Below are 24,631 nucleotides of genomic sequence, written 5' to 3'. Positions count from 1 at the left end.
ACGCCATGGGTTTGCGCAACATCTCCGCCTGGTCGATTCGCAATCCGGTCGTTCCGATCATCCTGTTCATAGGCCTGATGATCGCCGGGATCGTGTCGTTCAGCCGGATGGATGTGAACGACATGCCGGATATAGACTTTCCGGCCGTGACCGTGACCGTGGTGCAGCCGGGCGCGGCCCCTTCCGAAATCACCACCCAGATCACAGAAAAGGTGGAAGCCGCGGTCCGCTCGATCAGCGGGGTCGATGAAATCCAGTCGACAGCCAGCGAAGGCAACTCTCTCACCATTGTGCAGTTCGTGATCGGAACCGATCCGAACGACGCGGTGAACGAGGTCAAGAACGCGGTCGACCAGATCCGCAGCGATCTGCCCGAAGGCATTCTCGAGCCGCAGATCACCAAGGTCGAAGCGGGCGGCGGCCCGATCGGCTATTTCGCGGTCAGCGCCGACGACATGACCATGGAGCAGTTGAGCTGGTTCGTGGACGATACCATCGCGCGCCGCTTGCTGGGGATCACCGGAATGGCGGCGGTCAGCCGCGGCGGCGGGGTCGATCGCGAGATCAGGGTGATGGTCGATCCGGCCCGGATGCAGTCGCTCGGGGTGACGGCGGCGCAGGTGAACGATGTCCTGCGCCAGGTGAATGTGGATGCGGCCGGCGGCCGCGCCGAGATCGCCGGCTCCCGCCAGTCCGTGCGCGTGCTGGGCAATGCCGCCGATGCCTATAATCTCTCGAACACCAGGATCAGCCTGGGCAACGGGCGCACCATCAAGCTGAGCGATGTCGCGCAAGTGTCCGACAGCTATTCCGAACAGACCTCCATCGCCAAGCTGAAGGGCCGCCAGGTGGTCACATTCAGCCTGCAGCGCGCCAAGGGCGCGTCCGACGTCACGGTCTACGACGCCGCGATGGAGGAGATGGCCAAGATAAAGGCCGAGAATCCGGGGGTCAGTTTCACCTCGCTGTTCACCACCGTCAATTACACCAAGGGGCAATATGCCAGCTCGCTGGAAGCGATGGTGGAAGGCGCGATCCTGGCGGTGATCGTGGTGTTCTTCTTCCTGCGGGACTGGCGGGCCACCATCATTTCCGCGATCGCCATCCCACTCTCCGCCATCCCGACCTTCTGGTTCATGGATCTGATGGGGTTCTCGCTCAATTCGCTCTCCCTTCTGGCCCTCAGCCTGGTGGCGGGGGTGCTGGTGGACGACGCCATCGTCGAGATCGAGAATATCGTGCGCCATATGCGCATGGGCAAAAGCGCCTATCAGGCGGCCATCGACGCGGCGGACGAAATCGGCCTGGCGGTGGTGGCCACCACCTTCTCCATCGTGGCGGTGTTCCTGCCGGTGGGGCTGATGCCGGGCATTTCCGGGCAGTTCTTCAAGAATTTCGGCCTGAGCGTGGTCGCGGCGGTGCTGATGAGCCTTGCCGTCGCGCGCATGGTCACGCCGATGGTCGCGGCCTATTTCCTGAAAGCCCAGGGCGAGGCGAGCCACGGCGAGGGCCGCATGATGGATCGCTACATGCAGATCCTGCGCTGGTCGCTCGACCAGTCCCGCGCCGAGGCTTATCGCGCGCGCACAGCCGACCGGCCGGGCCTGCTCCGCTCGCTTGGCGCCCGGTTGCGCGACCACCGGGTCTGGATGCTGGGGGTCGGCGTCGGGGCGCTGGTCCTTACCGGCCTGCTGATGGGGCTGATCCCGCAGCAGTTCCAGCCCAATGCCGACCAGGATTGGAGCCAGGCCAAGATCGAGATGGTGCCGGGCACCACGCTCGAACAGACCGAGGCCGTGAGCGATGAAGTGATCGCGGTGCTGGAGAAACAGCCGGAAGTCGCGCGGGTGATCGGGGTGGTGAGGGAAGCGGGGGCGGATCTCTACATCACCCTTTCCGAGAAGCGGGACGCCAAGAGCTACGAATTCGAGCGGCGGCTGACTCCCCAGCTGCAGGACATCGCCGATGCGCGGGTGAGCTTCGTGTCGCAGTCGGACGGTGTCGGCAGCGGGCGGGACATCACGGTGATGCTCACCGGCTCCGATTCGGAGCTTCTGGAGAAAACCGCGCATACCCTGGTCGGGCAGATGCGCGGCATCCGGGAACTGGTCGCCCCGCGCCTCGACGCCGATCTCAAGCGGCCGGAGCTGGTGATCGTGCCAAGGTTCGATCTGGCCGCGCAGCTTGGGGTGACCACCGCCGCGCTCAGCCAGACGATCCGCATCGCCACCATGGGCGAGATCGACCAGGCGGCGGCGAAATTCTCGCTGAGCGACCGGCAAGTGCCGATCCGGGTGATTCTCCCCAAATATGCCCGGCGCGACATCGCCACGATAAAAAACCTGCCCGTGCCGACCGCCAGCGGCGCATCGGTGCCGCTCAAGCGCGTGGCCGAAATCCGCTTCGGCGCGGGGCCGACCCAGATCCAGCGCTACAATCAGGCGCGGCGCGTCATCATCGGCGCGGATCTGGCCGATGGCGCGGTCGCCGGGCCGGCCGAAAAGAAGATCCAGCAGTTGCCGATCATGCGCAACCTTCCCCCGGGGGTCGGCACCGCGCCAGTGGGCGAGGCGAAGTGGCAGGGCGAGATGATCCAGAATTTCATCAATGCCGTCATCAGCGGCATCTTCCTCGTCTTCGCGGTGCTGGTGCTGCTCTACAAGCGCTTCGTGTCGCCGCTGGTCAACATGACCTCGCTGCTGCTCGCGCCGCTGGGGGGCCTTATAGCGATCGCCCTGATCGGGCAGCCGATCTCGATCTCGGTTTATATCGGCATATTGATGCTGCTGGGGATCGTGGCGAAGAACTCCATCCTGCTGATCGACTTCGCGATCGAGGAAATGGAAAAGGGCGTGCCGAAGCTGGAAGCGATCCTCGACGCCGGGCACAAGCGCGCGCAGCCCATCGTCATGACGACGGTGGCGATGACGGCGGGCATGGTTCCCACCGCGATTTCGCTTTCCGGCGACGGATCGTGGCGCGCGCCGATGGGCACCACGGTGATCGGCGGCCTGATCCTGTCCACCATGCTCACTCTGCTGATCGTGCCGGCCGGGTTCAGCCTCGCCGACGGGTTCGAGAAGCGGATCGGCCCCGGATTGCGCCGCCGTTTCCTGACCTATCGCCCCGGCGACGCCGAGCCGCGCGCACCCGCGCAGCCTGCCGAATAGCGCGGATGTCGGGCCGAATTTCCCTTCCGGCCTTTCCCGCGAACGACCGCGCCCGCCATATGCGGATGGTCGCCACCGGGCTGCTGCTGGCGATGGCCGCGCTGTTCCTGGTGGCAAGGCGCTATGAGGGCGTGCATCCGGCCTGGGGCTATGCGCTGGCCTTTGCCGAGGCGGCCATGGTCGGCGGCCTGGCGGACTGGTTCGCCGTCACCGCCCTGTTCCGCCGCCCGCTCGGCCTGCCGATCCCGCACACCGCGATCATACCGGAGAACAAGGATCGCATCGCCGATACGATGGCGGCGTTCCTGCGCGACAATTTCCTGACGCCTGCGGTGGTGGCGCGGCGATTGCGGGCGATGAACCTGGCGCTCGCGGCCGGGAATTTCCTGTCCGCTCCCACCGGCGGCGGGCAATCCCGGATTCGCGCGGGCGCGGCGGAGCTGTTCGCCGAAGTGCTCGAATCGCTCGATCCCGAACGGCTCGGCGGGCAGGTGAAGGCCGGATTGCGGGGCCAGCTCGACCGGCTGGAAATCGCGCCGCTGCTGGGCCAGATGCTGGAGGCCGCGATCGCGGACAAGCGGCATCTGCCCTTGCTGGAGAGCATCCTGCGCTGGGCCGGCGCCACGCTGGAAGCCAATGAGGAGCTGGTCCGCGGCATGATCCACCAGCGCGCCCATGCCCTGCTGCGGCTGACCGGGCTGGACGAGCGGCTGGCCAATGCCGTGCTGGACGGGCTCTACAAGCTGATCGCGGAATGCATCGTCGATCCCGATCATCCCCTGCGCCGCAAGGTGGAGGAAGGGCTGGAGCGATTCGCGCATGATCTGGGGCACGATCCGGCGATGCAGGCCAGGGTGGAGCGGATGAAGCATGAATTGCTCGACAATCCGGCCCTCGCCCGCTGGTGGGAAGGGGTGTGGGAGCGGATCAGGCGCGCGTTGATCGACCTTGCGCGCGATCCCGATGCCGCGCTGGCGGGGCAATTCGGCGATGCGCTGTCGGAACTGGGGCAGGCTCTGCGCGACGATCCGGCCCTGCAGCTCCAGATCAACCGCTTCGCCCGGCGCACGGCGGTGGGCGTGGCCACCCGCTACGGCGGGCAGATCGTGACGCTGGTCTCGGACACGGTGAAGCGCTGGGATGCGCGGACCGTGACCGGGCGGATCGAAAGCGCGGTAGGCCGCGACCTGCAGTTCATCCGGGTCAACGGCACGCTGGTCGGCGGGCTGGTCGGCGTGACGATCCACACGGTGGACGGATGGCTGTGACTGTGCGGTTTGGATTCCTACCGGGGCGGAATGTTAAATCGGACCGTATTCTGATAGTAGGACTGCACCGGCTCCAGCTTCTCGTTCAGGGCTGGCTCGAAATGCGCGTGCTTCTTCATCTCGCGGCAGACAGTATCCTGGAAGACCTTGTCGCCGATACCGTTCTGGATGTGGCAATCCGTTACCTCGCCATTGGCACTGACATTCAGTCTGAAATGGACAATTGCGCGTTCGCCTATCATCAGCTTGAGATAGGGGTAATCATTTGAATCGATCCACTTGCCTGGAGAGGTAATGGGTGATGGTCTACGGGCGAGCTTGGCTTGCTCTTCCGGGTCCAAGCCCCATCCGGCGACGAGATTCATTGTGCATTTCCGCATAGCGGCGAATGGCTCGCCCATCGAACCAAGCTCGAAAACGATGTCACGTGCACCGCTTTTGCTGATGATAAACTCCGTGACGGCTTTTTCTTGCTCTTCGGTTATCAGGAGACGTTGCCGCCATTTTTCGTAGTCAGCCGAAGCTGTGTCTTTCTTGGGAAAGGCAGCAATCCTTAGCGCACTGGTGAAAACCAGGCTGGGCTTTCCGTTCGATCCCTTTCCCATATAATAATCGGGATATTGCTCAGCCTCGTTCGGCCCGAAGCGCACCGTGAGCTTGAACCCTTCGCTCGACTGGCGAATCGGCTTACCCAAAAGCCAAAGTGAGAATTGGTCGGTAGGCCCAAAGCGCTCCAGCGAAAGCAGGCTTTCTTGATCTGCTTCGCCGAACTTTCTGACCAGCCTGCAGCTATCCTTGGCGTAGTCGAGTATCCATTGCGAATTAGGCGCCAATCTGAGTGGCGGCTTCTTGGCCATCGCGGGCTGGCTTGCAAAAAGCAAGGCGTAGACACTCGCTAAAACGATGTTCCTCAAGAGCTTTTTCCTCCCTCGGGCATGCAGGCCAACTTTACGCAGGGACGGCCGCAAACAAAAAACCCGGCCATGTCGGACCGGGTTTTTCGTTGCATTGATGCAGTGAAGCCAAAATCAAAGCTTGCCGACGAGTTCCGGCACGGCGTTGAACAGGTCCGCCACCAGGCCGATATCGGCAACCTGGAAGATCGGCGCGTCCTCGTCCTTGTTGATGGCGATGATGGTCTTGGAGTCCTTCATGCCGGCCAGATGCTGGATCGCGCCGGAGATGCCCACGGCGATATAGACTTCGGGGGCGACGATCTTGCCGGTCTGGCCAACCTGGAAATCGTTGGGCACATAGCCCGCGTCCACCGCCGCGCGACTGGCGCCCACGCCCGCGCCGAGCTTGTCGGCAAGCGGGAAGATGACCTGCTCGAAAGTAGCCGAATCCTTCAGCGCGCGGCCGCCCGACACGATGATCTTGGCGCTGGTCAGTTCCGGACGTTCCGACTTCGCCAGTTCCGAACCGACGAAGCTGGACAGGCCGGCATCGCCCGGACCGGAAACCGCCTCGACCGTGCCGGAGCCGCCGCTGTTGGCGGCTTTTTCGAAGGCGGTGCCGCGCACGGTGATGACCAGCTTCGGATCGCTCGATTCGACGGTGGCGATGGCGTTGCCGGCATAGATCGGCCGGGTGAAGGTCTTCTCGCCCTCGACCGAGAGGATGTCGGAGATCTGCATGACGTCGAGCAGCGCGGCGACGCGCGGCGCGATGTTCTTGCCGGTGGTGGTGGCGGGCGCGAGGAAGGCGTCGTGATCGCCCATCAGCTGCGCGATCAGCGGCGCGACGTTCTCGGCCAGTGCGTGGCCATAGGCAGCATCGTCGGCCAGATGCACCTTGGCGACGCCAGCGATCTTCGCGGCTTCATCCGCCACGGCGGCGCAGCCTGCGCCCGCGACCAGCAGATGCACTTCACCCAGCTTGCCTGCCGCGGTGACGACCGCAAGCGTGGCATCCTTGACCGACGTGTTGTCGTGTTCGACCCAAACGAGAGTTTTCATCGTCTTGTCCTTGAATCCTGTGTGCGGGTGCGGGGATCAGGCGATCCCCAACTCCTTCAGCTTGCCGACCAGCGCGTCGACATCGGCGACCTTGATCCCGGCCTGGCGGACCGGCGGCTCGGTGACCTTCAGCGTCTTGAGGCGCGGGGTGATGTCCACCCCGTAATCGGCCGGGGTCTTCTCATCGAGCGGCTTCTTCTTCGCCTTCATGATGTTGGGCAGCGAAGCATAGCGCGGCTCGTTCAGGCGCAGGTCGGTGGTGATGATCGCGGGCAGGGCGAGCTTCACCGTCTCGAGGCCGCCGTCGATCTCGCGCTTCACGGTGATGCTGCCGCCGTCGATGGTCAGCTCATTGGCGAAGGTGCCCTGCGGGCGGCCCAGCAGCGCGGCCAGCATCTGCCCGGTCTGGTTGGAGTCGTCGTCGATCGCCTGCTTGCCCAGGATCACCAGGCCGGGGCCTTCCGCTTCCGCCACGGCCTTCAGGATCTTGGCGACGGCCAGCGGCTCGACATCCTCGTCGGTCTGCACCAGGATCGCCCGGTCCGCGCCCATCGCCAGCGCGGTCCGCAGCGTTTCCTGCGCCTTGGCCGGGCCGATCGAGACGACGATGATTTCCTCGGCAGCGCCCTTTTCCTTCAGACGGATCGCCTCTTCCACGGCGATTTCGTCGAAGGGGTTCATGCTCATCTTCACATTGGCGAGATCAACGCCGGAACCATCGGATTTCACCCGCGGCTTCACGTTGTAATCGATGACCCGCTTGACCGGGACGAGTACCTTCATGGCTTCTACTCCGGATATTGTAAACTGGTGTATGTTTTCCCGTTAGACCGAAATGGGCGTCCAGGGCAAGTGGTAAGGCATGGCGCGGCGTGGCTCGGCTCGGTGGGCCGGCTCAGGCGGCCTGCTTCACTTCGGCCACGATCTTGCGGGCGGCATCGCCCAGATCGTTGGCCGAGACGATCGGCAGCCCGGAATTGTTCAGGATTTCCTTGCCCTTCTCGACATTGGTGCCTTCCAGCCGGACCACCAGCGGAACGGAGAGGTTGACGTCCTTGGCCGCGGCCACGATGCCGTCGGCGATCACGTCGCACTTCATGATCCCGCCGAAGATGTTGACGAGAATGCCTTCCACCGCCGGATCGGACAGGATGATCTTGAAGGCTTCCGTCACCTTTTCCTTCGAGGCGCCGCCGCCGACGTCGAGGAAGTTGGCCGGGAAGGCGCCGTTGAGCTTGATGATGTCCATCGTCGCCATGGCGAGGCCCGCCCCGTTCACCATGCAGCCGATATTGCCATCGAGCTTGATATAGGCGAGATCGTATTTGCTCGCCTCGACCTCGGCCGGGTCCTCCTCCGTCTCGTCGCGCAGGGCTTCGATGTCGGGATGGCGGAACAGCGAGTTCGAATCGAAGCTGACCTTGGCGTCCAGCACCAGCAGCCTGCCGTCGGTCGTCTCGATCAGCGGGTTGATCTCCAGCATCGACATGTCGGTGGCGTTGAACGCCTCGTAAAGCTGGGCGGCGAGCTTCTGGGCCTGCTTGTTGAGATCGCCCGACAGCTTCAGGGCGAAGGCCACGGCGCGGCCATGGTGCGGCATGAAGCCTTCGGCCGGGTCGATGGTGATGGTGGTGATCTTCTCGGGCGTCGAATGCGCCACTTCCTCGATGTCCATGCCGCCTTCGGTGGATACGATCAGGGCGATCCGGCTGGTCTTGCGATCGACCAGCATGGACAGGTAATATTCCTTGGCGATGTCGGCGCCATCGGTGACGTAGAGGCGGTTGACCTGCTTGCCGGCTTCGCCGGTCTGCACCGTGACCAGCGTGTTGCCCAGCATTTCGCGGGCGTTCGCTTCCACTTCCTCGATGCTCCGACAGAGGCGCACGCCGCCCTTGGCATCGGGGCCAAGCTCCTTGAACTTGCCCTTGCCGCGGCCGCCCGCGTGGATCTGCGCCTTCACCACATAGAGCGGCCCGGGCAGCTTCTTCGCCCCCGCCACGGCTTCTTCCACTGTCAGCGCGGCGTGGCCGGCGGGAACGCCGACACCGAATTTCGCAAGCAGTTCCTTGGCCTGGTACTCGTGAATGTTCATGAGGTCCGCTTTCCTGATGAGAGACGCCCCGGGATCGGGCCGAAAAACTTCGCCTGCCCCTAAGCACAGCTTGGGCGTCTTGAAAAGTGCCCCGACAGCGCCCATTGCAAATGTATTGCATGATCGACAGCGAGCGCCTCGAAGAAATTGTCCGCGAAGCCGGGCAGATCGCGATCGCCAGCTGGCCCGGCGCGGGGCATCGGGTGGAAAGCTGGGAAAAGACTCCGGGCAATCCGGTATGCGCCGCGGACCTGGAAGTGAACGCCTTCCTCAAGTCCGAATTGTCCGCGCTGCTGCCGGCGGCGGGCTGGCTTTCAGAGGAAACCGCCGACAATGCCGACCGGCTCGACAAGGGGCTGATCTGGCTGGTCGACCCGATCGACGGCACCCGCGATTTCGTGCGCGGACGGCGCGGCTGGGCGGTTTCCGTGGCTCTGGTCAGCGCCGGACGTCCGTTGATCGGCCTGCTGGCCGCGCCGGCGCGCGAGGAATTCTGGTCGGCTGTGGCGGGGCAGGGCGCGGTGCGCAACGGCTCGCCCCTGCGCGCGAGCAGGAGGCGAAGATTCCCGGGCGCGCGGGTGCCGGCGGATCACCTGGCGCAGGACGATGCGGACCTCACCCTGGTGGACAAGCCCAATGCCATCGCCCTGCGGGTGGCGATGGTCGCGGCCGACGAGGCCGATCTGGTGGCGACCCTGCGCTGGGGCTTCGAATGGGACATCGCCGCCGCCACTCTGATCGCGCGGGAAGCGGGGGCCGCGGTCAGCGACGCCTTCGGGCAGCCGCTCAACTACAACAAGCACGATCCGCGCGCCTTCGGGCTGCTGGTCAGCGCCCCGGATATTCACGCCGCCGCGGTGGCGCGGCTGGCGGACCGGGCCGCGCGCGAGGCGGGCTGAACCCCCATGGAAAAAGGGCCGGTCGCAATGGACCGGCCCCCTTCGCTGCCATCGGCTGGCGGAATTACTGGCCCTTGGCGGCGTTCACTTCTTCCTGGCTGATCGGCGTGATCTTGATTTCGACCCGGCGATTCAGGGCGCGGCCCTCGGCGGTTTCGTTGGTCGCCACCGGATATTGCTCGCCGAAGCCCTGCGAACGGATACGGGCGGAGGAAACGCCGCGCATCGCCAGATAATCGGCCACGGCCTTGGCCCGGCGTTCCGACAGGCCCTGGTTATAGGTGTCCGAGCCGGTCGAGTCGGTATGGCCGTAAACGTCGATCAGGCTGTCCGGATAGGTTTTCAGGCTGGTCGCGATCTGGTCCAGCGTGCTCTGGAAGGACGGGCTGATGGTGGTGCTGTCGACCGCGAAAGTCACCCCGTCGGGCAGATTGACCAGGATGGCCTTGCCATCGGGCGTCTCCGTCACATCCACGCCTGAACCGGCGGTCTGCTCCTTCAGCTCCTTGATCTGCTGGTCCATCTTGTAGCCGATGGCGCCGCCGGCGACGCCGCCGATGCCCGCGCCCACGATCCGGGCGGTCTGGCCGCCGATGATTCCGCCGAGCAGATAGCCCAGCGCAGCGCCGCCGACGCCGCCGATGGCGGTGCGGGAGACTTTCTGCTCGCCGGTGTTGGGATCGGTGACGCAGGCGGAAAGCGATACGAGCGACAGGGCGGCCACGCCCGAGATCAGAATGCGGGACTTCTTCATAAGATCGACATCCTCTTGATTGACTGGTTCCAACTCGAGACAGGGCGCTGGACGGCTTGCAGGCGAATCGTGGCAGCCACCCGGTTACCCGGCAATTCAACTTATGCGCACAAACGCACAGATCGTCACGCCAGTTCCCGAAAATTCCGCATAGGCCTGTTTTTGTGGCATATGGGATGACCTGAGCCGAACAGCGGCTCTTCGCTCGTCCGGACAAATCTGCTAGCGGCATGTCATCGTGACACCTTTCCCCTGGCCAGACCTGTTCATCATCGCGGCATTGATCCTGCTGAACGGAATTTTTTCCATGTCGGAGCTGGCGATCGTCTCCGCGCGGCAGGCCCGCTTGCGGATCGCGGCGGATAGCGGCAGCCGCGGCGCGAGGACCGCGCTGGCGCTGGCGGCGGACCCGGGCAAGTTTCTCTCCACCGTGCAGATCGGGATCACCCTGGTCGGGATCATCGCCGGCGCCTATTCCGGCGCCAGCCTGGGCGGGCCGGTGGGCGAGCGGCTGGCCTGGCTGGGCCTGCCGCAGAAATATGCGGATGAGGCCGGATTCGCGCTCGTCATCGCGCTGACCACCTATTTCAGCCTCGTGATCGGGGAACTGGTGCCCAAGCAGTTCGCGCTGCGCATGGCGGAACCGATCGCGACCCTGATGTCCCGGCCGATGGTGGTGCTGTCCCAGGTGGCGGCGCCGTTCGTCTGGACACTGGATCGTTCGTCATCCTTCCTGCTGCGGGTGCTCGGCATCCGCCATCGCGGCGAGCACGGCCTGTCCGCCGAGGAGCTGCAGATGATCTTCGCGGAAGCGACCCGCTCCGGCGTGCTGGAGGAGGAGGAGCGCGCGATCATGGCGGGCGTGATGCGGCTGGCCGACCGCCCGGTGCGCGAGGTCATGACGCCGCGCATCGAGCTGGACTGGATCGACCTGGGCGCGACGGTGGAGCAGATCCGCGAGGCGATCGAGGAGACGCCGCATTCGCTGCTGCCGGTGGCCGACGGTTCGCCGGACGAGATCGTGGGCGTGGTCAAGGTCCGCGAGGTGATGGCCACCCTGCTGGCGGGCAAGGCGCCGCGCCTGGGCGATCTGCTGCGCAAGACGGAGATCGTGCCGGATCAGCTCGACGCCATGGATGCGCTGCGCATCCTGCAGCAATCCGATGTCGCGATGGCCATGGTGCATGACGAATACGGCCATCTGGAAGGGGTGGTCACGCCCAATGATTTGCTGACCGCGCTGGTCGGCCAGTTCGTGAGCAGCCAGGACGAGGGCGACGAGCCGCTGCTGGTCGAGCGCGAGGACGGCTCCCTGCTGGTATCCGGCGCGACCCCGGCGGACGAGCTGGCGGAGCGGCTGGGCATCGACCTGCCGGAAGACCGGGAATTCGCCACCGCCGCCGGTTTCGTGCTGTCCATCCTCAAGAAGCTGCCGGTCGAAGGCGAAGTGTTCGAGGAGCAGGGCTGGCGCTTCGAAGTGGTGGACATGGACGGGCGCAAGATCGACAAGCTGCTGGTGGGCCTGCTGCCCAAGGCTCACCAGGCAGAAGACTGACATGGAAAGGGCCGCATCATGCGGCCCTTGATTTCCTTCGGAAAGCTTCCCGGATCAGCCCGGGATCAAGGCTCGCGCGGCCTCGCCGTCGGCCTGCGGTGCGGCCAGGATGTCGCGGGTGACGGTGCCCTTGGACACCGTATGCGTGTTCTCGTCGCCCACCGAAGAGCGGATGCCGGGATCGGCCCGGCCCGCGCGTTCGAGCGAGCTCGTTTCCAGGCCGGTGCGCGGATCGGGCGCGCCGAACAGCGCTTCCAGCGCCTTCTGGCTGGCGCTGCCCTCGATCGGGCGCGGGGCGCCGGGCTGCGGCGGTTCCAGCGCGAAATCGGGGGGCACGGCCAGCGGCGCCTGGCGCTGCACGGCCATTTCATCCGGACGATCGCGATTGAACACGCCGCTGCTGCCGCAACCGGCCAGGGCGGCCGAACCGGCGGCAAGGATGATAAGGGCTGGAATGGTGCGCATGCTGTCAGGTCTCCGCCGGCGTGTGCGCCGTTTCGTCGTCATTCGGTTCGGGCTGCTTTTCGCGCAGGAAAAGCGAGCGGGCAAGGATAATCACCACGCCGATGGTTATCGCCGCATCGGCGACGTTGAAAATCAGGAAAGGCCGGAACGTGCCGAAATGCAGGTCCGCATAATCGATCACATAGCCCAGGTTGTAGCGGTCGCGGATATTGCCGAGCGCGCCGCCCAGGATCAGCGCCAGCGCGCCGATTTCGCCCAGCACCTTTTCCCGCAATATCCAGATGAACACGCCCAGCGCGATCAGCGAGGTCACGCCCACCAGTATCCAGCGCATTTCCATGGAATCGGCGGTGAACATGCCCAGCGACACGCCGAAATTCTGGGTCCAGCGCAGGTCGAAGAACGGGATCAGCTCGATCACCCCGACCTCGCGCAGCCGCAGCGGCCCGACCATCAGCCATTTCACATACTGGTCCACCGCGAAGATCGCGGCGGCAAGGAGGAGGCCGATCAGCCGGTTGCGGAGCGTGACGCTCATGCCGCGCTTTCCACCGCCGCCACCGCATCCTCGCAGCGCCCGCACAGCGCCCCGTCTTCCGGAACCTCCGGCAGATGGCGCCAGCATCGGCCGCATTTGTGGTCGGAAGTGGGGGTCACGGTCACGCCGTCACCATCGCCTCGCGTCACTGTCGCGGTGATGAACAATTCGGCGAGATCGGCTTCGGGCGATGCGGCTGGCACCGTCACCTGCGCTTCCAGCCCGGAACCGAGCACTTTCTCGCGCCGCAGCGGCTCGATCGCTTCGTTCACCTGATTGCGCAGGCTGCGCAGCGTGTTCCAGCGCTCCCAATCCGTGGCCACGGCGGGCACTTCCGGCCATTCCAGCAGATGCACGCTGTCTGAACCGGGATAGCGGCTCTGCCACACCTCTTCGGCGGTATAGACCAGCACCGGCGCGGCATAGCGGATCAGCGCCTGGAACAGCGTATCGAGCACGGTGCGATAGGCGCGCCGCTTGGGGTCCGACGGCGCATCGCAATAGAGACAGTCCTTGCGGATATCGAAGAAGAAGGCGGACAGGTCTTCGTTGCAGAAGTCGGTCAGCGCGCGGACATAGGCATTGAAATCGAAGTCGCTCACCGCCCGGCGCAGATCGCCATCCAGCTGTGCCAGCAGCGCGAGCATGTAGCGCTCCAGCTCCGGCATCTCGGTGCCGTTCTGGACCTTCTCTGTGTCGCTGAACCCCTCCAGCGCGCCCAGCAGATAGCGGAAGGTGTTGCGCAGCTTGCGATACTGGTCCGCCACGCCCTTCAGGATTTCCGGGCCGATCCGGTGATCCTCGGTATAGTCGACCGACAGCGCCCACAGCCGGATGATGTCCGCGCCGTAATCGCGCATCACGTCCAGCGGGCTGACCGTGTTGCCCTTGGACTTGGACATCTTCTCGCCCTTGGCGTCCATGGTGAAGCCGTGGGTCAGCACCGCCTTGTAAGGGGCGTGGCCGCGCGTGGCGCAGCTTTCGAGAAGCGAGGACTGGAACCAGCCGCGATGCTGGTCGCTGCCTTCGAGATAGAGATCGGCGGGCGGATCCCGATAGCCCGCGGGCCGGGTCAGTTCGGGCCACTTGCCGCTTTCCAGCACGAAGGCGTGGGTGGAGCCGGAATCGAACCAGACGTCGAGAATGTCGGTGACCTGCTCGTAATCCTCGGCGCGATAGGCATCGCCCAGCAAGCTCTGTGCGTTCTCCGCATCCCACGCATCCACGCCGCCGGCGCGAATCGCGCTGACGATGCGGGCGTTCACCTCCGGATCGTTGAGATATTCCCCGCTCTTGCGGTCCACGAACAGGGTGATCGGCACGCCCCAGGCGCGCTGGCGCGACAGCACCCAGTCCGGCCGCCCTTCCACCATCGCGCCGATGCGGTTGCGGCCCTTTTCGGGAACGAAGCGAGTGTCGGCGATGGCCTGCAGCGCGGTTTCGCGCAGGGTTGCCTCGCCCGGTTCGATCTCGGGGGTGGGATCGGGCGAGCCACCCTCGTTCTCCCAGCGCTGCTCGGCGCGCATCCGCAGGCTCGGGCGGTCCATCGGCACGAACCATTGCGGCGTGCAGCGGAAGATCACCTTGGCCTTGCTGCGCCAGCTATGGGGATAAGAATGTTGATAATCGGTGGATGCGCTGAGGAGAGCGCCCGCTTCGCGCAGATCGGAACAGATCGGCCCGTCCGGCGCGTTGAACTTAGGGTTGATGACCGAACCCTGCCCGCCCTCTTGATTTGAATTGGGCCACGCCCAGTCCGCCCGATACCTGCCGTCCCCTTCCACCGCGAAGACGGGATTGATCCCATGGGCCTTGCACAGCAGGAAGTCGTCTTCGCCATGGTCTGGGGCCATATGGACCAGCCCGGTGCCGCTGTCGGTGGTGACGAAATCGCCCGCCAGCAACGGGCGCGGGTGCGCGAAGAATCCGCCCAAGCGGTGCATCGGGTGCCGGGCGATGGTGCCCGTTAGGTCGGAGCCGCGATAAGTGCCTAGCGCATATTCGCTCAGCGTAATGTCGCCTTCCGGATCTTCCGCAACGGGACCCAGCCCTGTGCGGGAGAAGAACGCTTCCAGCAGTTCGACCGCCACCAGGAAGCGGCGACCGTCATGGGCACGATAGTGGTGGTATTCCACCTCCGGCCCATAGGCCAAAGCCTGGTTTACCGGGATCGTCCAGGGCGTGGTGGTCCAGATCACGGCGTGGGCGCCGACCAGCTCGGGGATCGGGCTCTCGGTGATCTCGAACGCCACGTCGATCTGGGTCGAAGTGATGTCCTCATACTCGACCTCGGCCTCGGCCAGCGCGGTCTTTTCCACCGGGCTCCACATCACCGGCTTGGCGCCGCGATAGAGCTGGCCGCTTTCCGCGAATTTCAGCAGCTCGGCAACGATGGTCGCCTCTGCGTCGAAATCCATGGTGAGATAGGGCTTGTCCCAATTGCCGCACACGCCCAGCCGCTTGAGCTGCTCGCGCTGCACATTCACCCAGTTCTGGGCATAGGCGCGGCATTCGGCGCGGAATTCCCGGGCCGGAACCTCGTCCTTGTTGCGCTTCTTCTTGCGGTATTCCTCCTCGACCTTCCATTCGATCGGCAGGCCGTGGCAGTCCCAGCCCGGAACATAGGGCGCGTCCTTGCCCAGCAGGGTCTGGGTGCGCACCACCATGTCCTTGAGGATATGGTTCAGCGCATGGCCGATATGCATGTCACCATTGGCGTAGGGCGGGCCATCATGCAGGATGAACTTCTCGCGACCGGCGCGCGCTTCACGCAGCCGCGCATACAGGTCGATCTCTTCCCAGCGCGCCAGAATGCCCGGCTCCTTCTGGGGTAGCCCGGCCTTCATGGGGAAATCGGTCTTCGGCAGGAAGACCGTGTCTCGGTAATCGCGCTGTTCGCTCATGGGGTAGCGCCGTTAGAGCAAAGCGGCGGTATAGAAAAGCCCGCTCGCATCGCCGCCGGGCGATGCGCTTCGTCTCAGGCGAGGATGGCGCGGGCCTCGTCGCAATCGCGGGCCATCTGTTCCTGCAGCGCTTCCAGGCTGTCGAACTTCGCTTCGGGGCGGATGAAGCGGTGGAAGGCCACCTCGATCTCCTGCCCATAGAGATCGCCCGAGAAGTCGAAGAAGTGAGGCTCCAGCAATTCCTTGGGCGGGTCGAAAGTGGGGCGGATGCCGAGGTTCGCCGCCCCTTTGAGCACTTGCCCGGTTGCGATGATCCGGCCGGTGACCGCATAGATGCCGTAGCGCGGGCGCAGATAGGTGCCCAGCGCGAGATTGGCGGTGGGAAAGCCGATGGTGCGGCCCAGCTTGTCGCCATGCAGCACGTCTCCGCGGATCGCGAAGGGCCGGGTCATCAGATGGGCGGCGGTGGCGCAATCCCCTTCCTGCAACGCTTCGCGGATGCGGCTGGAAGACACGACCCCGCCTGCCTCCGCCACCGGGCCGACCGCGCGCACCCCGAAGCCAAGCTGCCCGCCCAGCTCCGCCAGCACGGTGGGGTTGCCGCTGCGCGCCCTGGCGAAGGAGAAATCCTCGCCCGTCACCACCCCGGCCGCGCCGACACCTTCGAGCACTATGTCGCGGGCAAAGCCGTCCGCGCTCATCCCGGCCAGCGCTCCATCGAAATGGAACACCAGCATCGCATCCGCGCCCGCTTCGGCGAACAATTCCTGCCGCTGGTCTAGCGTGGTGAGGCGGAAGGGGGGCACATCGGGCTTGAAGAAGCGCACAGGGTGCGGGTCGAACGTGCCCACGATCACGGGGCGGCCTTCACCTCTCGCCCATTCCACGGCCTCGCGCACCACGGCCTGGTGGCCCAGGTGGAATCCGTCGAAATTGCCCAGCGCTAGGATGGCGCCGCGCAGCTCGTCAGGCACTTTTTCACGATGGTCGAGGCGGATCACTGCGGCTTTCGCTCCAGCGTGACGAAGGAATGGGCGGGTACATCTCCTAGTGCGGGATGATCCTCGCGCAAGCTCTCCTGCCATTCCGTGCCCAGTGGGGGCATGAAGGCGTCGCCCGCGAACTCGCCATGCACTTCGGTCAGTTCGATCCGATCGGCCAGGGACAGGAACAGGGCATAGATCTCCGCGCCGCCGATCACGGTGATCTCGCTTGCCTCCCCGGCTAGACGCAGCGCTTCCTCGATGCTGCCGGCGCGCTCGGCGCCGGGCGCGGTCCAGCCGCCGTCGCGCGTCAGCACGATATGGCGGCGGCCCGGAAGCAGCCCCGGCAGGCTGGCGAAGGTCTTGCGGCCCATGATCATCGGCTTGCCCATGGTCAGCGCCTTGAACCGCCTGAGATCGGCGGGAATGCGCCAGGGCAGCGCATCGTCGCGGCCGATCACGCCATTGTCCGCCCGGGCCGCGATCAGGACAAGGTGCTGCGCCATGGCCGCTCAGTCCAGCTCCAGCCGGGTCACATGGCCCATCTTGCGCCCCGGCCGGGCCCGCGCCTTGCCGTAGAGGTGCAGGTGATTGGCCGGATCGGCCAGCACTTGCGGGGCGATGTTCACCCTCGTGCCGATCAGGTTGCGCATCTCCACCCGCGTCGCGGCGAGGCCGGTATCGCCCAGCGGCAGCCCGCAGATCGCGCGAATGTGGTTCTCGAACTGGCTGGTGAGCGCACCTTCGATGGTCCAGTGCCCGGAATTATGCACGCGCGGCGCCATCTCGTTGAAGACGGGGCCTTGCTCGGTGGCGAAGAATTCCAGCGTCAGGACGCCGACATATTCCAGCGACTCCGCCACTTTCGCGGCCAGATCGCGGGCCTTGCCGACCTGCGCGACGATCGCGGGGGAAGCGGGCACGGTCGATTGCGCCAGCACACCGCCTTCGTGGACATTCTCGGCGCTATCCCAGAAATGGATAATGCCGTCTCGCCCGCGCACCAGAATCACGGAGAATTCGGCGTCGAAGCGGACGAAGCCTTCATAGACCAGCGGGGAATCGGGCAGGTGCAGCGCTTCGGCTTCCCGCGCGGATTCGATCCGCCACTGGCCCTTGCCGTCGTAGCCGTCGCGCCGGGTCTTGAGGATGCCGGGCGCTCCGATCCGGTCCAGCGCATCGGCCAGATCTTCCGCCGCATCCACCTGGCGGAAAGGCGCGGGCCTGCCGCCGAGGCTTTCGATGAAACGCTTCTCCCGCAGCCGGTCCTGCGCGGTTTCGAGCGCGAGCGGGTTGGGAAGCAGCATATCCTGCGGAATGGCCGCCAGCGGCGCGACCGGAACATTCTCGAACTCGTAGGTGATGGCGGCGCAATCCTGCGCGAACCGGGCCATCGCCCCTGCATCGTCCCAGGCGGCGCAGGTGAAGCTGGCGCTCACTTCCGCCGCCACGCTGTCCTTCTCGGGCGCGTAGATATGGCAACGATAGCCGAGCTGGGCCGCGGCCATGGCCAGCATCCGGCCGAGCTGGCCGCCGCCGAGAATGCCGATGGTCGCCCCGGGCAGGATCATGCCGCTCTTGCTCTCAATTGTCGGAAGGACGTTCGGCCACCGCGCCCGTGCGGTTCGCGCGCCAGGCCTTGAGCCGCTCCGCAAGGGCGGAATCGCCCAGCGCCAGGATCGAGGCCGCCAGCAGCCCGGCATTGGCGGCGCCCGCCTCGCCGATCGCCAGGGTGCCGACCGGCACGCCCGCCGGCATCTGGACGATGGACAGCAGGCTGTCCTGTCCCGACAGCGCCCTGGATTGCACCGGCACGCCCAGCACCGGCAGATGGGTGAGCGAGGCGACCATGCCCGGCAGATGGGCCGCGCCACCCGCGCCGGCGATGATCACGTGGAAGCCCTGATCGGCAGCGGTCCTGCCGAATTCGAACATCCGCTCCGGTGTGCGGTGGGCCGAAACGATCCGGGTGTCATGGGCTACGCCCAGCTCGTCCAGCACATCCGCAGCGCATTTCATGGTGGGCCAGTCGGACTGGCTGCCCATGACGATCGCAACCTTCGGCTTTGCGGTGGAAGGCATGATCTCAGCGATCCTTCAGATAGTGCCGTTCGCCCGGCTGCAGCGCTTCGTCGAAATCATAGATGATCGGCTGGCCGGTGGGGATCTCCAGATCGGTGATGTCCGCGTCGGAAATGCCCGAAAGATGCTTCACCAGCGCGCGCAGCGAATTGCCGTGGGCGGAGATGATAACGGTTTCCCCGGCCTTGATCGCGGGCAATATGTCGCTTTCGTAATAGGGCAGGACGCGGGCGATGGTGTCTTTCAGGCTTTCCGTGGCGGGCACCGCGATTCCGGCATAGCGCGGGTCGCGCGACAGATCGAATTCGCTGCCGGCTTCCAGCGGCGGCGGCGGAGTATCAAAGCTGCGGCGCCAGATCTTGACCTGCGCGTCGCCATGCTTTGCGGCGGTCTGCGCCTTGTCCAGCCCGGTCAGCCCGCCGTAGTGGCGCTCGTTCAGGCGCCAGTCCTTGGTTTCCGGAATCCACAGCCGCCCGCATTCTTCCAGCGCGAGATGCAGCGTGCGGATCGCCCGGGTCTGCAGCGAAGTGAAGGCGCGGGTGGGCAGCAGGCCCTTCGCGGCCAGCAATGCGCCGCCGGCGCGGGCTTCCTCGACGCCTTTTTCGGTCAGGTCGACGTCCCACCAGCCGGTGAAGCGGTTTTCGAGGTTCCACTGGCTCTGGCCGTGGCGGACAAGGATCAGGCTCGGCAAGTCTTCACGCTCCTGCGGAAAAAATCATGTTGTGTGGCCTCGCGCGATCAGCCGGTGCCCCCTCGATCGCGCCATGCCCGCGGAGCGGCATCCCCTAGCTTTTCGGCGGCTGTTTGGAAAGAGCGGCTTGATCGCCCTGCTCCATCGCGCGGGCCTGGGCCTTGCGGCGGCGCAGGTTTTCGCGCAGCTTCGCGGCCAGGCGTTCCTCGCGGGAAGGGGCGGCGGGTTTGTCGTTCATCGCCAATATGCCCTGCCCAAGCCGGGCGCGCTTGACAAGTGCGGTGCTCGCAGCCAATAGCGCGCGCCTGCCCGGGCCATGGCTGATGCCGCCCGGCGGACGGAAATGGTGGGCTGCTGTAGCTCAGTGGTAGAGCGCATCCTTGGTAAGGCTGAGGTCGAGAGTTCAATTCTCTCCAGCAGCACCATTTCCCGCCAGTTTCGCCGAATGGCGCGATGGCCGGCGATCCCGCTCAGCCCAGCACCAGCCCCCCGTCCACCAGCAGATCCGTGCCGGTGACATAGGACGATTCGTCCGAGGCCAGGAACAGCGCTCCGGCCGCCAGTTCTTCCGGCTTGCCCAGGCGATGGAGCAACTGCATGGAATTCATCGATTCCCAGAAGCCTTCCGGGTCTTCCAGCTTGGCGGCGAATCCGCGCAGCATCGGGGTGTCGGTGACGCCGGGGTTGAGCGAATTGACCCGTACGCCTTGCGGGGAAAGCTCCACCGCCAGCGCGCGGGTGAAGGAGATGATGGCGCCCTTCGAAGCGATGTAGGCGGCGATATTCGGCCATGCCAGCCCTTCGCGCGCGGACCCGGCCGACGTGCTGATGATCGAGCCCTTGCCCGCCCCGGTCATGATCGGCGCGGCCAGCTTGCAGGCCAGGAACACGCTCTTGAAATTGACGGAAAGCAGCAGGTCCAGCTCTTCCTCGGAAGTGTCCGCCACGGGCTTGCCCGGCCCGTCCTTGCCGGCATTGTTGAACAGCACGTCCAGCGTGCCGCAGCGGTCCAGGTGGGCACCGAACAGGGCTTGAATGGCACCGAAGTCGGTCATGTCGGTGTGCACGAAGGCCGCCCGCCCGCCTTGCGAACGGATCGATTCGGCCAGCGCCTCTCCAGCCGGATCGATGTCCGCGATGGTGACGTCGCACCCTTCCTTCGCGAACAGGCGGACGCTTGCCTCGCCGATGCCGGAAGCCCCGCCGGTGATGATTGCCGTCTTGTCTTTCAGCCGCATGGTCTTTCCTTCTCCCCCTGGTCCGTCATTGCGCCTTGACCGCAAGTCGCGCCAGCGCGAGCTGCGGATCGGTATCGATGTGCGATTGCCGCCGCTTGATGAACCATTGCCCGCCTTGCCGGACGAACTGGTCGCGCATGGTGGTGGTGCCGATGAGGTCCATCGAGGACTGGTCCGCCGCGACCTTGCCGATAATCAGTTTCGATGTCTGGGTGGCGGTGTCGCCGTCGACCTCGACGATCGAATCGATCGCAAGGTGGACGATGCCGACCGAGCCGTAGCAGACCGAAGCGATCTCCTTGCGGCCGCGATAGGTCTGGTTGCCGACGATGTCGAATTCGCCATCCTCGGTGAACAGGGCGGCGAATTGCTCGCCCTCGCAGGCATCGGCATGGCGGTTGTAGCGGATCGAAACCTGCCTGATCTCGTGAATGTCGAGCAATTGCTGGAACTTGTCGTCCATGGGTCTTCTCCTAGTCCGCACCCGCCTTCATGATCCGTTCCTCGGTCACGAAGGTGAGGCAGGCGTCGCGGTCGAGGAACAGTTCCTCGTCCGGGCGGATGATCTCGAGATATTTCGGCTCGCTGAAAGCCTGCATCATCGCCTCCACACTTTCGAACCACAGCTCGCCGATCCCGTCATAATCGGGCAGGGCGCCGAGGCCGGGCGCGCTGCCGCCCTCGGCCAGGGGATAGAGCGCGTATTTCTTGAGATAGCGGGCAAATTCCGGAACGCTCAACACCAGCGGCGCATGGCGCTCCAGCCAGTGCTCCCTGAAGGCTTCCGGCGACATTCCGGCCTTCCTGCGGGCCGCGACAATCAGCGTTATCATATGCAAAACCCCTTCCGTTCGATTCGATGTTTCCCTGCCCTTCACCGGGCCAGATAGCCCCCGTCGACCGAAAGCCCGGCCCCGTTCACGAAGGACGCATAGTCCGACAGCAGCCATCTGCAGGCCTGGGCTATGTCTTCGGGCCGCCCGCGCCGGTCGATCGAATGGCGGTTCAGGATCGGCTGGAACTGCGGGCCGAAGGACGGGTCGTCGATCAGGCTTTCCACCAGCGGGGTGAAGATCAGCCCGGGCAGCACGGCGTTCACCCGCACCCGCGTTTCGCGATATTCGGTCGAGGCGGATTTGGTCAGCCCCAGCACGCCGTGCTTCGAGGCGTTATAGTCCGAGGCGTCCGGCCGGCCGATTTCGCCATCCGCCGACGAGATATTGACGATGGCCCCGCCGCCATTGTCCATCATCGCGCGGGTTTCATGCTTCAATGACAGGAAAACCCCGGTCAGGTTGATGTCGATCACCCGCTGCCAGTCGGCGGTTCCCAGCTTGTGAAACGGGGCGCCGGTCATCGCCACCCCCGCATTGTTCACCGCGCCATCGAGCCGGCCGAATCGGGAGATAGCGGCATCCACCATGCGGACGACGTCATCCTCATTGGCCATATTGCCCTGGACGAATAGCGCCTCGCCACCCTGGCCGGCGATTTCCGCTTCCGCCGCGCGGCCGTTTTCTTCCGACAGGTCGCTGAAGATCACTTTCGCGCCGTCCGCGGCGAATATCTCGACGCAACTCCTGCCGATGCCGCGCGCGCCGCCTGTCACTATCACTACCTTGCCGTCGAGCATCGCGGCCTCTCTCCTCGATTATGGGTTGATCCCGTGTTGTCCGGCCGCTCCGGCTCAGGTGTAGAGTATCGCCTTGAGCGTGCCGCCCTCGCGCTCATCGAACTTGCGATAGCCTTCCGGCCCCTCCGACAAGGGCATTCGCTCCGTGATGAAGCGCTCGGGCCGCAGCCGCCCGGATTGCAGCATCGGCACCAGCGCGGGCCAGTGCTTGTGGACCTCGGTCACGAAATTGCCCCGGATGGTGGCGTTGTTGACGAAGACCTGGCGCGGAATCCTGAAATTCATCGAATTGTTCACGCCCAGGATGGAGATATTGCCGTTGACACCGACCAGCGAGAGGGCGGCCTCCATGGTCCTGTCCCCGCCGACGGCCTCTATGATACAATCGACCATCCTGCCCTGCGTTTCCTCGCGCAGATGCGCGGCGACATCGTCCGCCCAGACCGGGACTGCGCCCATTTCCGCGGCGCATTGGCGTCGTTCCGCCACGGGATCGATCGCATAGACCACGGATGCGCCCATCACCATCGCCAGTTCCACCGCCATCAGGCCGATCGGGCCGAGGCCGATCACGGCCACGCTTCTGCCGGGCCTGATTTCCGCGCCCAGCGCCGCGCCATAGGCCGTGGAAAGGTTGTCGGTCAGCAGGATGCCCTGGTCCACCGTGACGCCTTCGGGCAGACGCGCGGCGTTGTAATCGGCGGCGGGCACGCGGATCAGCTCGGCCTGGCAGCCGCCCAGGCCGATGCCGAAGCCATACACGTTCCAGCCGCCGTTTTCACATTGCTTGCTTTCGCCGCGCAGGCAGGGGCGGCAATTGCCGCAGCCGGTCATCGCCGCCAGCATCACCGTGTCGCCGACCTTCAGATTGGCGACGCCCTTGCCGGTTTCGACCACCTCGCCGACGGCTTCGTGGCCCACGCAGAAACCCTTGCCGAGTTCGAAGCCCTCGCCGATCTCCGCGAAATCGTCATGATAGAGGTGGAGATCGCTGCCGCAGATGCCGCAGGCGACGGCGCGGACCAGCGCGTCCCGATCATCTTCGAGGCCCGGATCGTTGAGGCTTTCGTAGCGGATATCCCGCTTCCCGTGGAATATAAGTCCTTTCATGGCATCCTCTCCCGAGCGCGCAGGCCCGCTCGCGGCATGAGCCCTTTTCCGGGCTTCCATTGCCTGCAACCGCTCTTATGGGCGGCACTATGCGGATGGCGCCGCGAATCCCGCAACTCCGAAAAGCGTCGTTAAATTTTTGCATTGCATCGCCGCGCGGGACATGGAGAAATCGGCCGCACGACACGAACCCGTTGCCCAGGCCTGATATGATGAACAATCGCAGCATGGCGCAGATCATCGGCGAGGTGGAGCGATCGACCAAGCTGCGCGTTTATTCGAAGAAATATTCCATCATATCCTATATTTACGAGAACGATGAGGCATCCTCCACATCGATCCTGGCAAATTGCCCGCTGGCCAGCTCCACATTCTTCGCCTCGCTGCAGGATCTGAAGCGGTCCGGGATCGTCCGCTCACGCGCCTTGTCCAGCGCCCAGGTGCTGCGCCGCTACCGCCTCAGCGATCAGACGCGGGCCCTGATCGATTCCGCCTATCTTTCGATCGACCGCTGGATGCGCTCGCGGCTGTTCGCGGAAGGCGATCGTGAAATCGCCCCGATTTATGCGCATGTCGGCTTTATCGAGCAGAGCCTGAACATCCGGTATTATTCGATAGAGTTCTATATCGTGATCCATCTCTACGAGATGGTCGAGGCGCGGGCGACCGATGTCTTCAGCCTCGGAAAATATTCGAGCACATCGTTCTATTACACGCTCAAGCGGCTGGCCGACATGGGCATATTGACCTGCACTGCGGACGCCAGCGACAGCAGATCAAAGATTTACGCGCTGTCTGGCCATGTCCGGTCGGTGCTGGACCGGGCGCATCGGCAGATCGTCGATCTGGGGCTGCTGGTCAATTGACCGGCGGAAGGGGGGGGCGGCTTGCCGGGGCCGCCCCGGATTGCAAGGCTCAGCCCTGGTTCTGCTTGGCCAGGAAGCGCTCGCGATAGACGAGGTAGAACGGGAAGGCCATCGACACGCCGATGAACGACAGCGCGACGAAGACCCAGCCGGTCCTGGCGCCCAGGCCGACCTTGGCGGCGTCGCCCACCACCCAGACCATGAAGACGATCCAGACGACCAGCAGATCGAAGGTCAGGAATGCGGCGGTGCCGCCCGCGTTGATCGCGTCGGAGAAGAATGTGACCGGGTTCAGGATATTGCCGCCGGCTTGAATCCACTGGATGGCATAGGGCCATGTCAGGAAAAGGGCCGCGATGCCGATCAGGATGAAGAAGCCCTGCCGGATCGTGCTGCTGGTCATATGGTGTCCCCCTCGATGAT

The 24,631-nt window shown here is 64.9% G+C and carries 25 protein-coding genes and 1 tRNA gene; 6 read left to right on the top strand and 20 right to left on the bottom strand.

Going from position 1 to position 24,631, the window contains the following annotated elements; translation table 11 throughout:
* The first annotated feature begins 5 nt into the window (after positions 1-5).
* Positions 6-3,170 carry an efflux RND transporter permease subunit gene (locus U8326_RS12765; protein ID WP_324740746.1) on the top strand — a complete coding sequence of 1,055 codons (3,165 nt, stop codon included), beginning with the start codon at positions 6-8 and terminating at the stop codon, positions 3,168-3,170.
* A 59-nt stretch (positions 3,171-3,229) separates the two neighbouring features.
* The gene (locus U8326_RS12760; protein ID WP_324743609.1) at positions 3,230-4,438 is read left to right on the top strand and encodes a DUF445 domain-containing protein; all 1,209 of its coding nucleotides are present in this window, start codon (positions 3,230-3,232) and stop codon (positions 4,436-4,438) included.
* 17 nt (positions 4,439-4,455) lie between these two features.
* Here the strand turns inward: U8326_RS12760 and U8326_RS12755 are convergent, their stop codons facing one another.
* The 4 genes from U8326_RS12755 to sucC form a co-directional block, all read right to left on the bottom strand.
* Positions 4,456-5,352 (bottom strand): energy transducer TonB, encoded by an 897-nt coding sequence (locus tag U8326_RS12755; RefSeq protein ID WP_324740745.1) that lies wholly within the window; start codon positions 5,350-5,352, stop codon positions 4,456-4,458.
* Between the two features lie 114 nt (positions 5,353-5,466).
* On the bottom strand, positions 5,467-6,396 hold the full coding sequence (locus U8326_RS12750; RefSeq protein WP_324740744.1) for an electron transfer flavoprotein subunit alpha/FixB family protein: 930 nt from the start codon (positions 6,394-6,396) through the stop codon (positions 5,467-5,469).
* 36 nt (positions 6,397-6,432) lie between these two features.
* Entirely contained in the window at positions 6,433-7,179 is a 747-nt protein-coding gene (locus U8326_RS12745) for an electron transfer flavoprotein subunit beta/FixA family protein (protein ID WP_324740743.1), read from the bottom strand.
* Positions 7,180-7,291: 112 nt separating this feature from the next.
* Positions 7,292-8,491: an ADP-forming succinate--CoA ligase subunit beta gene (gene sucC, locus U8326_RS12740; protein WP_324740742.1), complete on the bottom strand. Its 1,200-nt coding sequence runs from the start codon at positions 8,489-8,491 to the stop codon at positions 7,292-7,294.
* Positions 8,492-8,610: 119 nt separating this feature from the next.
* On the opposite strand from sucC, the gene U8326_RS12735 reads away from it, so the two are divergent.
* Positions 8,611-9,390 (top strand): 3'(2'),5'-bisphosphate nucleotidase CysQ, encoded by a 780-nt coding sequence (locus U8326_RS12735; protein ID WP_324740741.1) that lies wholly within the window; start codon positions 8,611-8,613, stop codon positions 9,388-9,390.
* Between the two features lie 64 nt (positions 9,391-9,454).
* On the opposite strand, the gene U8326_RS12730 is transcribed toward U8326_RS12735, so the two are convergent.
* Positions 9,455-10,144, bottom strand: coding sequence for an OmpA family protein (locus U8326_RS12730; RefSeq protein ID WP_324740740.1), 690 nt, complete (start codon positions 10,142-10,144; stop codon positions 9,455-9,457).
* 238 nt (positions 10,145-10,382) lie between these two features.
* Here U8326_RS12730 and U8326_RS12725 point away from each other — a divergent pair, with 238 nt between their 5' ends.
* Entirely contained in the window at positions 10,383-11,699 is a 1,317-nt protein-coding gene (locus U8326_RS12725) for a hemolysin family protein (protein WP_324740739.1), read from the top strand.
* A 54-nt stretch (positions 11,700-11,753) separates the two neighbouring features.
* Here the strand turns inward: U8326_RS12725 and U8326_RS12720 are convergent, their stop codons facing one another.
* From U8326_RS12720 to U8326_RS12680, 9 genes are all read right to left on the bottom strand, one after another.
* Positions 11,754-12,164, bottom strand: a complete 411-nt coding sequence (locus U8326_RS12720; RefSeq protein ID WP_324740736.1) for a DUF3035 domain-containing protein — start codon at positions 12,162-12,164, stop codon at positions 11,754-11,756.
* Between the two features lie 4 nt (positions 12,165-12,168).
* Entirely contained in the window at positions 12,169-12,702 is a 534-nt protein-coding gene (lspA, locus tag U8326_RS12715) for a signal peptidase II (protein WP_324740734.1), read from the bottom strand.
* On the bottom strand, positions 12,699-15,605 hold the full coding sequence (gene ileS / locus U8326_RS12710) for an isoleucine--tRNA ligase (RefSeq protein ID WP_324740732.1): 2,907 nt from the start codon (positions 15,603-15,605) through the stop codon (positions 12,699-12,701). Before ileS ends, lspA begins: the two co-directional genes overlap by 4 nt.
* A 74-nt stretch (positions 15,606-15,679) precedes the next feature.
* On the bottom strand, positions 15,680-16,606 hold the full coding sequence (locus U8326_RS12705; RefSeq protein ID WP_324740730.1) for a bifunctional riboflavin kinase/FAD synthetase: 927 nt from the start codon (positions 16,604-16,606) through the stop codon (positions 15,680-15,682).
* Positions 16,603-17,094 carry a dihydrofolate reductase gene (locus U8326_RS12700; protein WP_324740729.1) on the bottom strand — a complete coding sequence of 164 codons (492 nt, stop codon included), beginning with the start codon at positions 17,092-17,094 and terminating at the stop codon, positions 16,603-16,605. The genes U8326_RS12705 and U8326_RS12700 overlap by 4 nt, the downstream gene beginning before the upstream one ends.
* Before the next feature lie 6 nt (positions 17,095-17,100).
* A complete protein-coding gene (locus U8326_RS12695) occupies positions 17,101-18,159 on the bottom strand; it encodes a 5-(carboxyamino)imidazole ribonucleotide synthase (protein ID WP_324740727.1) in 1,059 nt (352 codons plus the stop codon).
* Positions 18,160-18,172: 13 nt separating this feature from the next.
* Positions 18,173-18,670 (bottom strand): 5-(carboxyamino)imidazole ribonucleotide mutase, encoded by a 498-nt coding sequence (gene purE, locus U8326_RS12690; RefSeq protein ID WP_324740725.1) that lies wholly within the window; start codon positions 18,668-18,670, stop codon positions 18,173-18,175.
* Positions 18,671-18,674: 4 nt separating this feature from the next.
* The gene (gene gpmA, locus U8326_RS12685; protein ID WP_324740723.1) at positions 18,675-19,361 is read right to left on the bottom strand and encodes a 2,3-diphosphoglycerate-dependent phosphoglycerate mutase; all 687 of its coding nucleotides are present in this window, start codon (positions 19,359-19,361) and stop codon (positions 18,675-18,677) included.
* 94 nt (positions 19,362-19,455) lie between these two features.
* A complete protein-coding gene (locus U8326_RS12680; RefSeq protein WP_324740722.1) occupies positions 19,456-19,599 on the bottom strand; it encodes a hypothetical protein in 144 nt (47 codons plus the stop codon).
* 112 nt (positions 19,600-19,711) lie between these two features.
* Between U8326_RS12680 and U8326_RS12675 the strand changes: the two genes are divergently transcribed.
* Positions 19,712-19,786 (top strand) — tRNA-Thr (locus U8326_RS12675).
* Between the two features lie 45 nt (positions 19,787-19,831).
* On the opposite strand, the gene U8326_RS12670 is transcribed toward U8326_RS12675, so the two are convergent.
* The 5 genes from U8326_RS12670 to U8326_RS12650 are packed head-to-tail and all read right to left on the bottom strand — an operon-like array spanning position 19,832 to position 23,342.
* Positions 19,832-20,599: an SDR family oxidoreductase gene (locus U8326_RS12670; protein WP_324740719.1), complete on the bottom strand. Its 768-nt coding sequence runs from the start codon at positions 20,597-20,599 to the stop codon at positions 19,832-19,834.
* A gap of 25 nt (positions 20,600-20,624) precedes the next feature.
* Positions 20,625-21,062: a nuclear transport factor 2 family protein gene (locus U8326_RS12665; RefSeq protein WP_324740718.1), complete on the bottom strand. Its 438-nt coding sequence runs from the start codon at positions 21,060-21,062 to the stop codon at positions 20,625-20,627.
* A gap of 10 nt (positions 21,063-21,072) precedes the next feature.
* Entirely contained in the window at positions 21,073-21,432 is a 360-nt protein-coding gene (locus tag U8326_RS12660) for an EthD domain-containing protein (RefSeq protein ID WP_324740716.1), read from the bottom strand.
* 41 nt (positions 21,433-21,473) lie between these two features.
* The gene (locus U8326_RS12655) at positions 21,474-22,232 is read right to left on the bottom strand and encodes an SDR family NAD(P)-dependent oxidoreductase (RefSeq protein WP_324740714.1); all 759 of its coding nucleotides are present in this window, start codon (positions 22,230-22,232) and stop codon (positions 21,474-21,476) included.
* A 54-nt stretch (positions 22,233-22,286) separates the two neighbouring features.
* Positions 22,287-23,342 carry an alcohol dehydrogenase catalytic domain-containing protein gene (locus U8326_RS12650; protein WP_324740712.1) on the bottom strand — a complete coding sequence of 352 codons (1,056 nt, stop codon included), beginning with the start codon at positions 23,340-23,342 and terminating at the stop codon, positions 22,287-22,289.
* 209 nt (positions 23,343-23,551) lie between these two features.
* On the opposite strand from U8326_RS12650, the gene U8326_RS12645 reads away from it, so the two are divergent.
* A complete protein-coding gene (locus U8326_RS12645; RefSeq protein WP_324740710.1) occupies positions 23,552-24,208 on the top strand; it encodes a hypothetical protein in 657 nt (218 codons plus the stop codon).
* A 49-nt stretch (positions 24,209-24,257) separates the two neighbouring features.
* Here U8326_RS12645 and U8326_RS12640 read toward each other — a convergent pair whose 3' ends face one another.
* Complete coding sequence (locus U8326_RS12640) at positions 24,258-24,611, bottom strand: DUF2834 domain-containing protein (RefSeq protein ID WP_324740708.1); 354 nt, start codon at positions 24,609-24,611, stop codon at positions 24,258-24,260.
* Positions 24,612-24,631 lie beyond the last annotated feature (20 nt).

Source organism: Tsuneonella sp. CC-YZS046, from assembly GCF_035581365.1.
Lineage (GTDB): Bacteria > Pseudomonadota > Alphaproteobacteria > Sphingomonadales > Sphingomonadaceae > JAWKXU01.
Note: the sequence above shows the minus strand (reverse complement) of the source record. Positions and strands in the feature narration are given on the sequence as shown.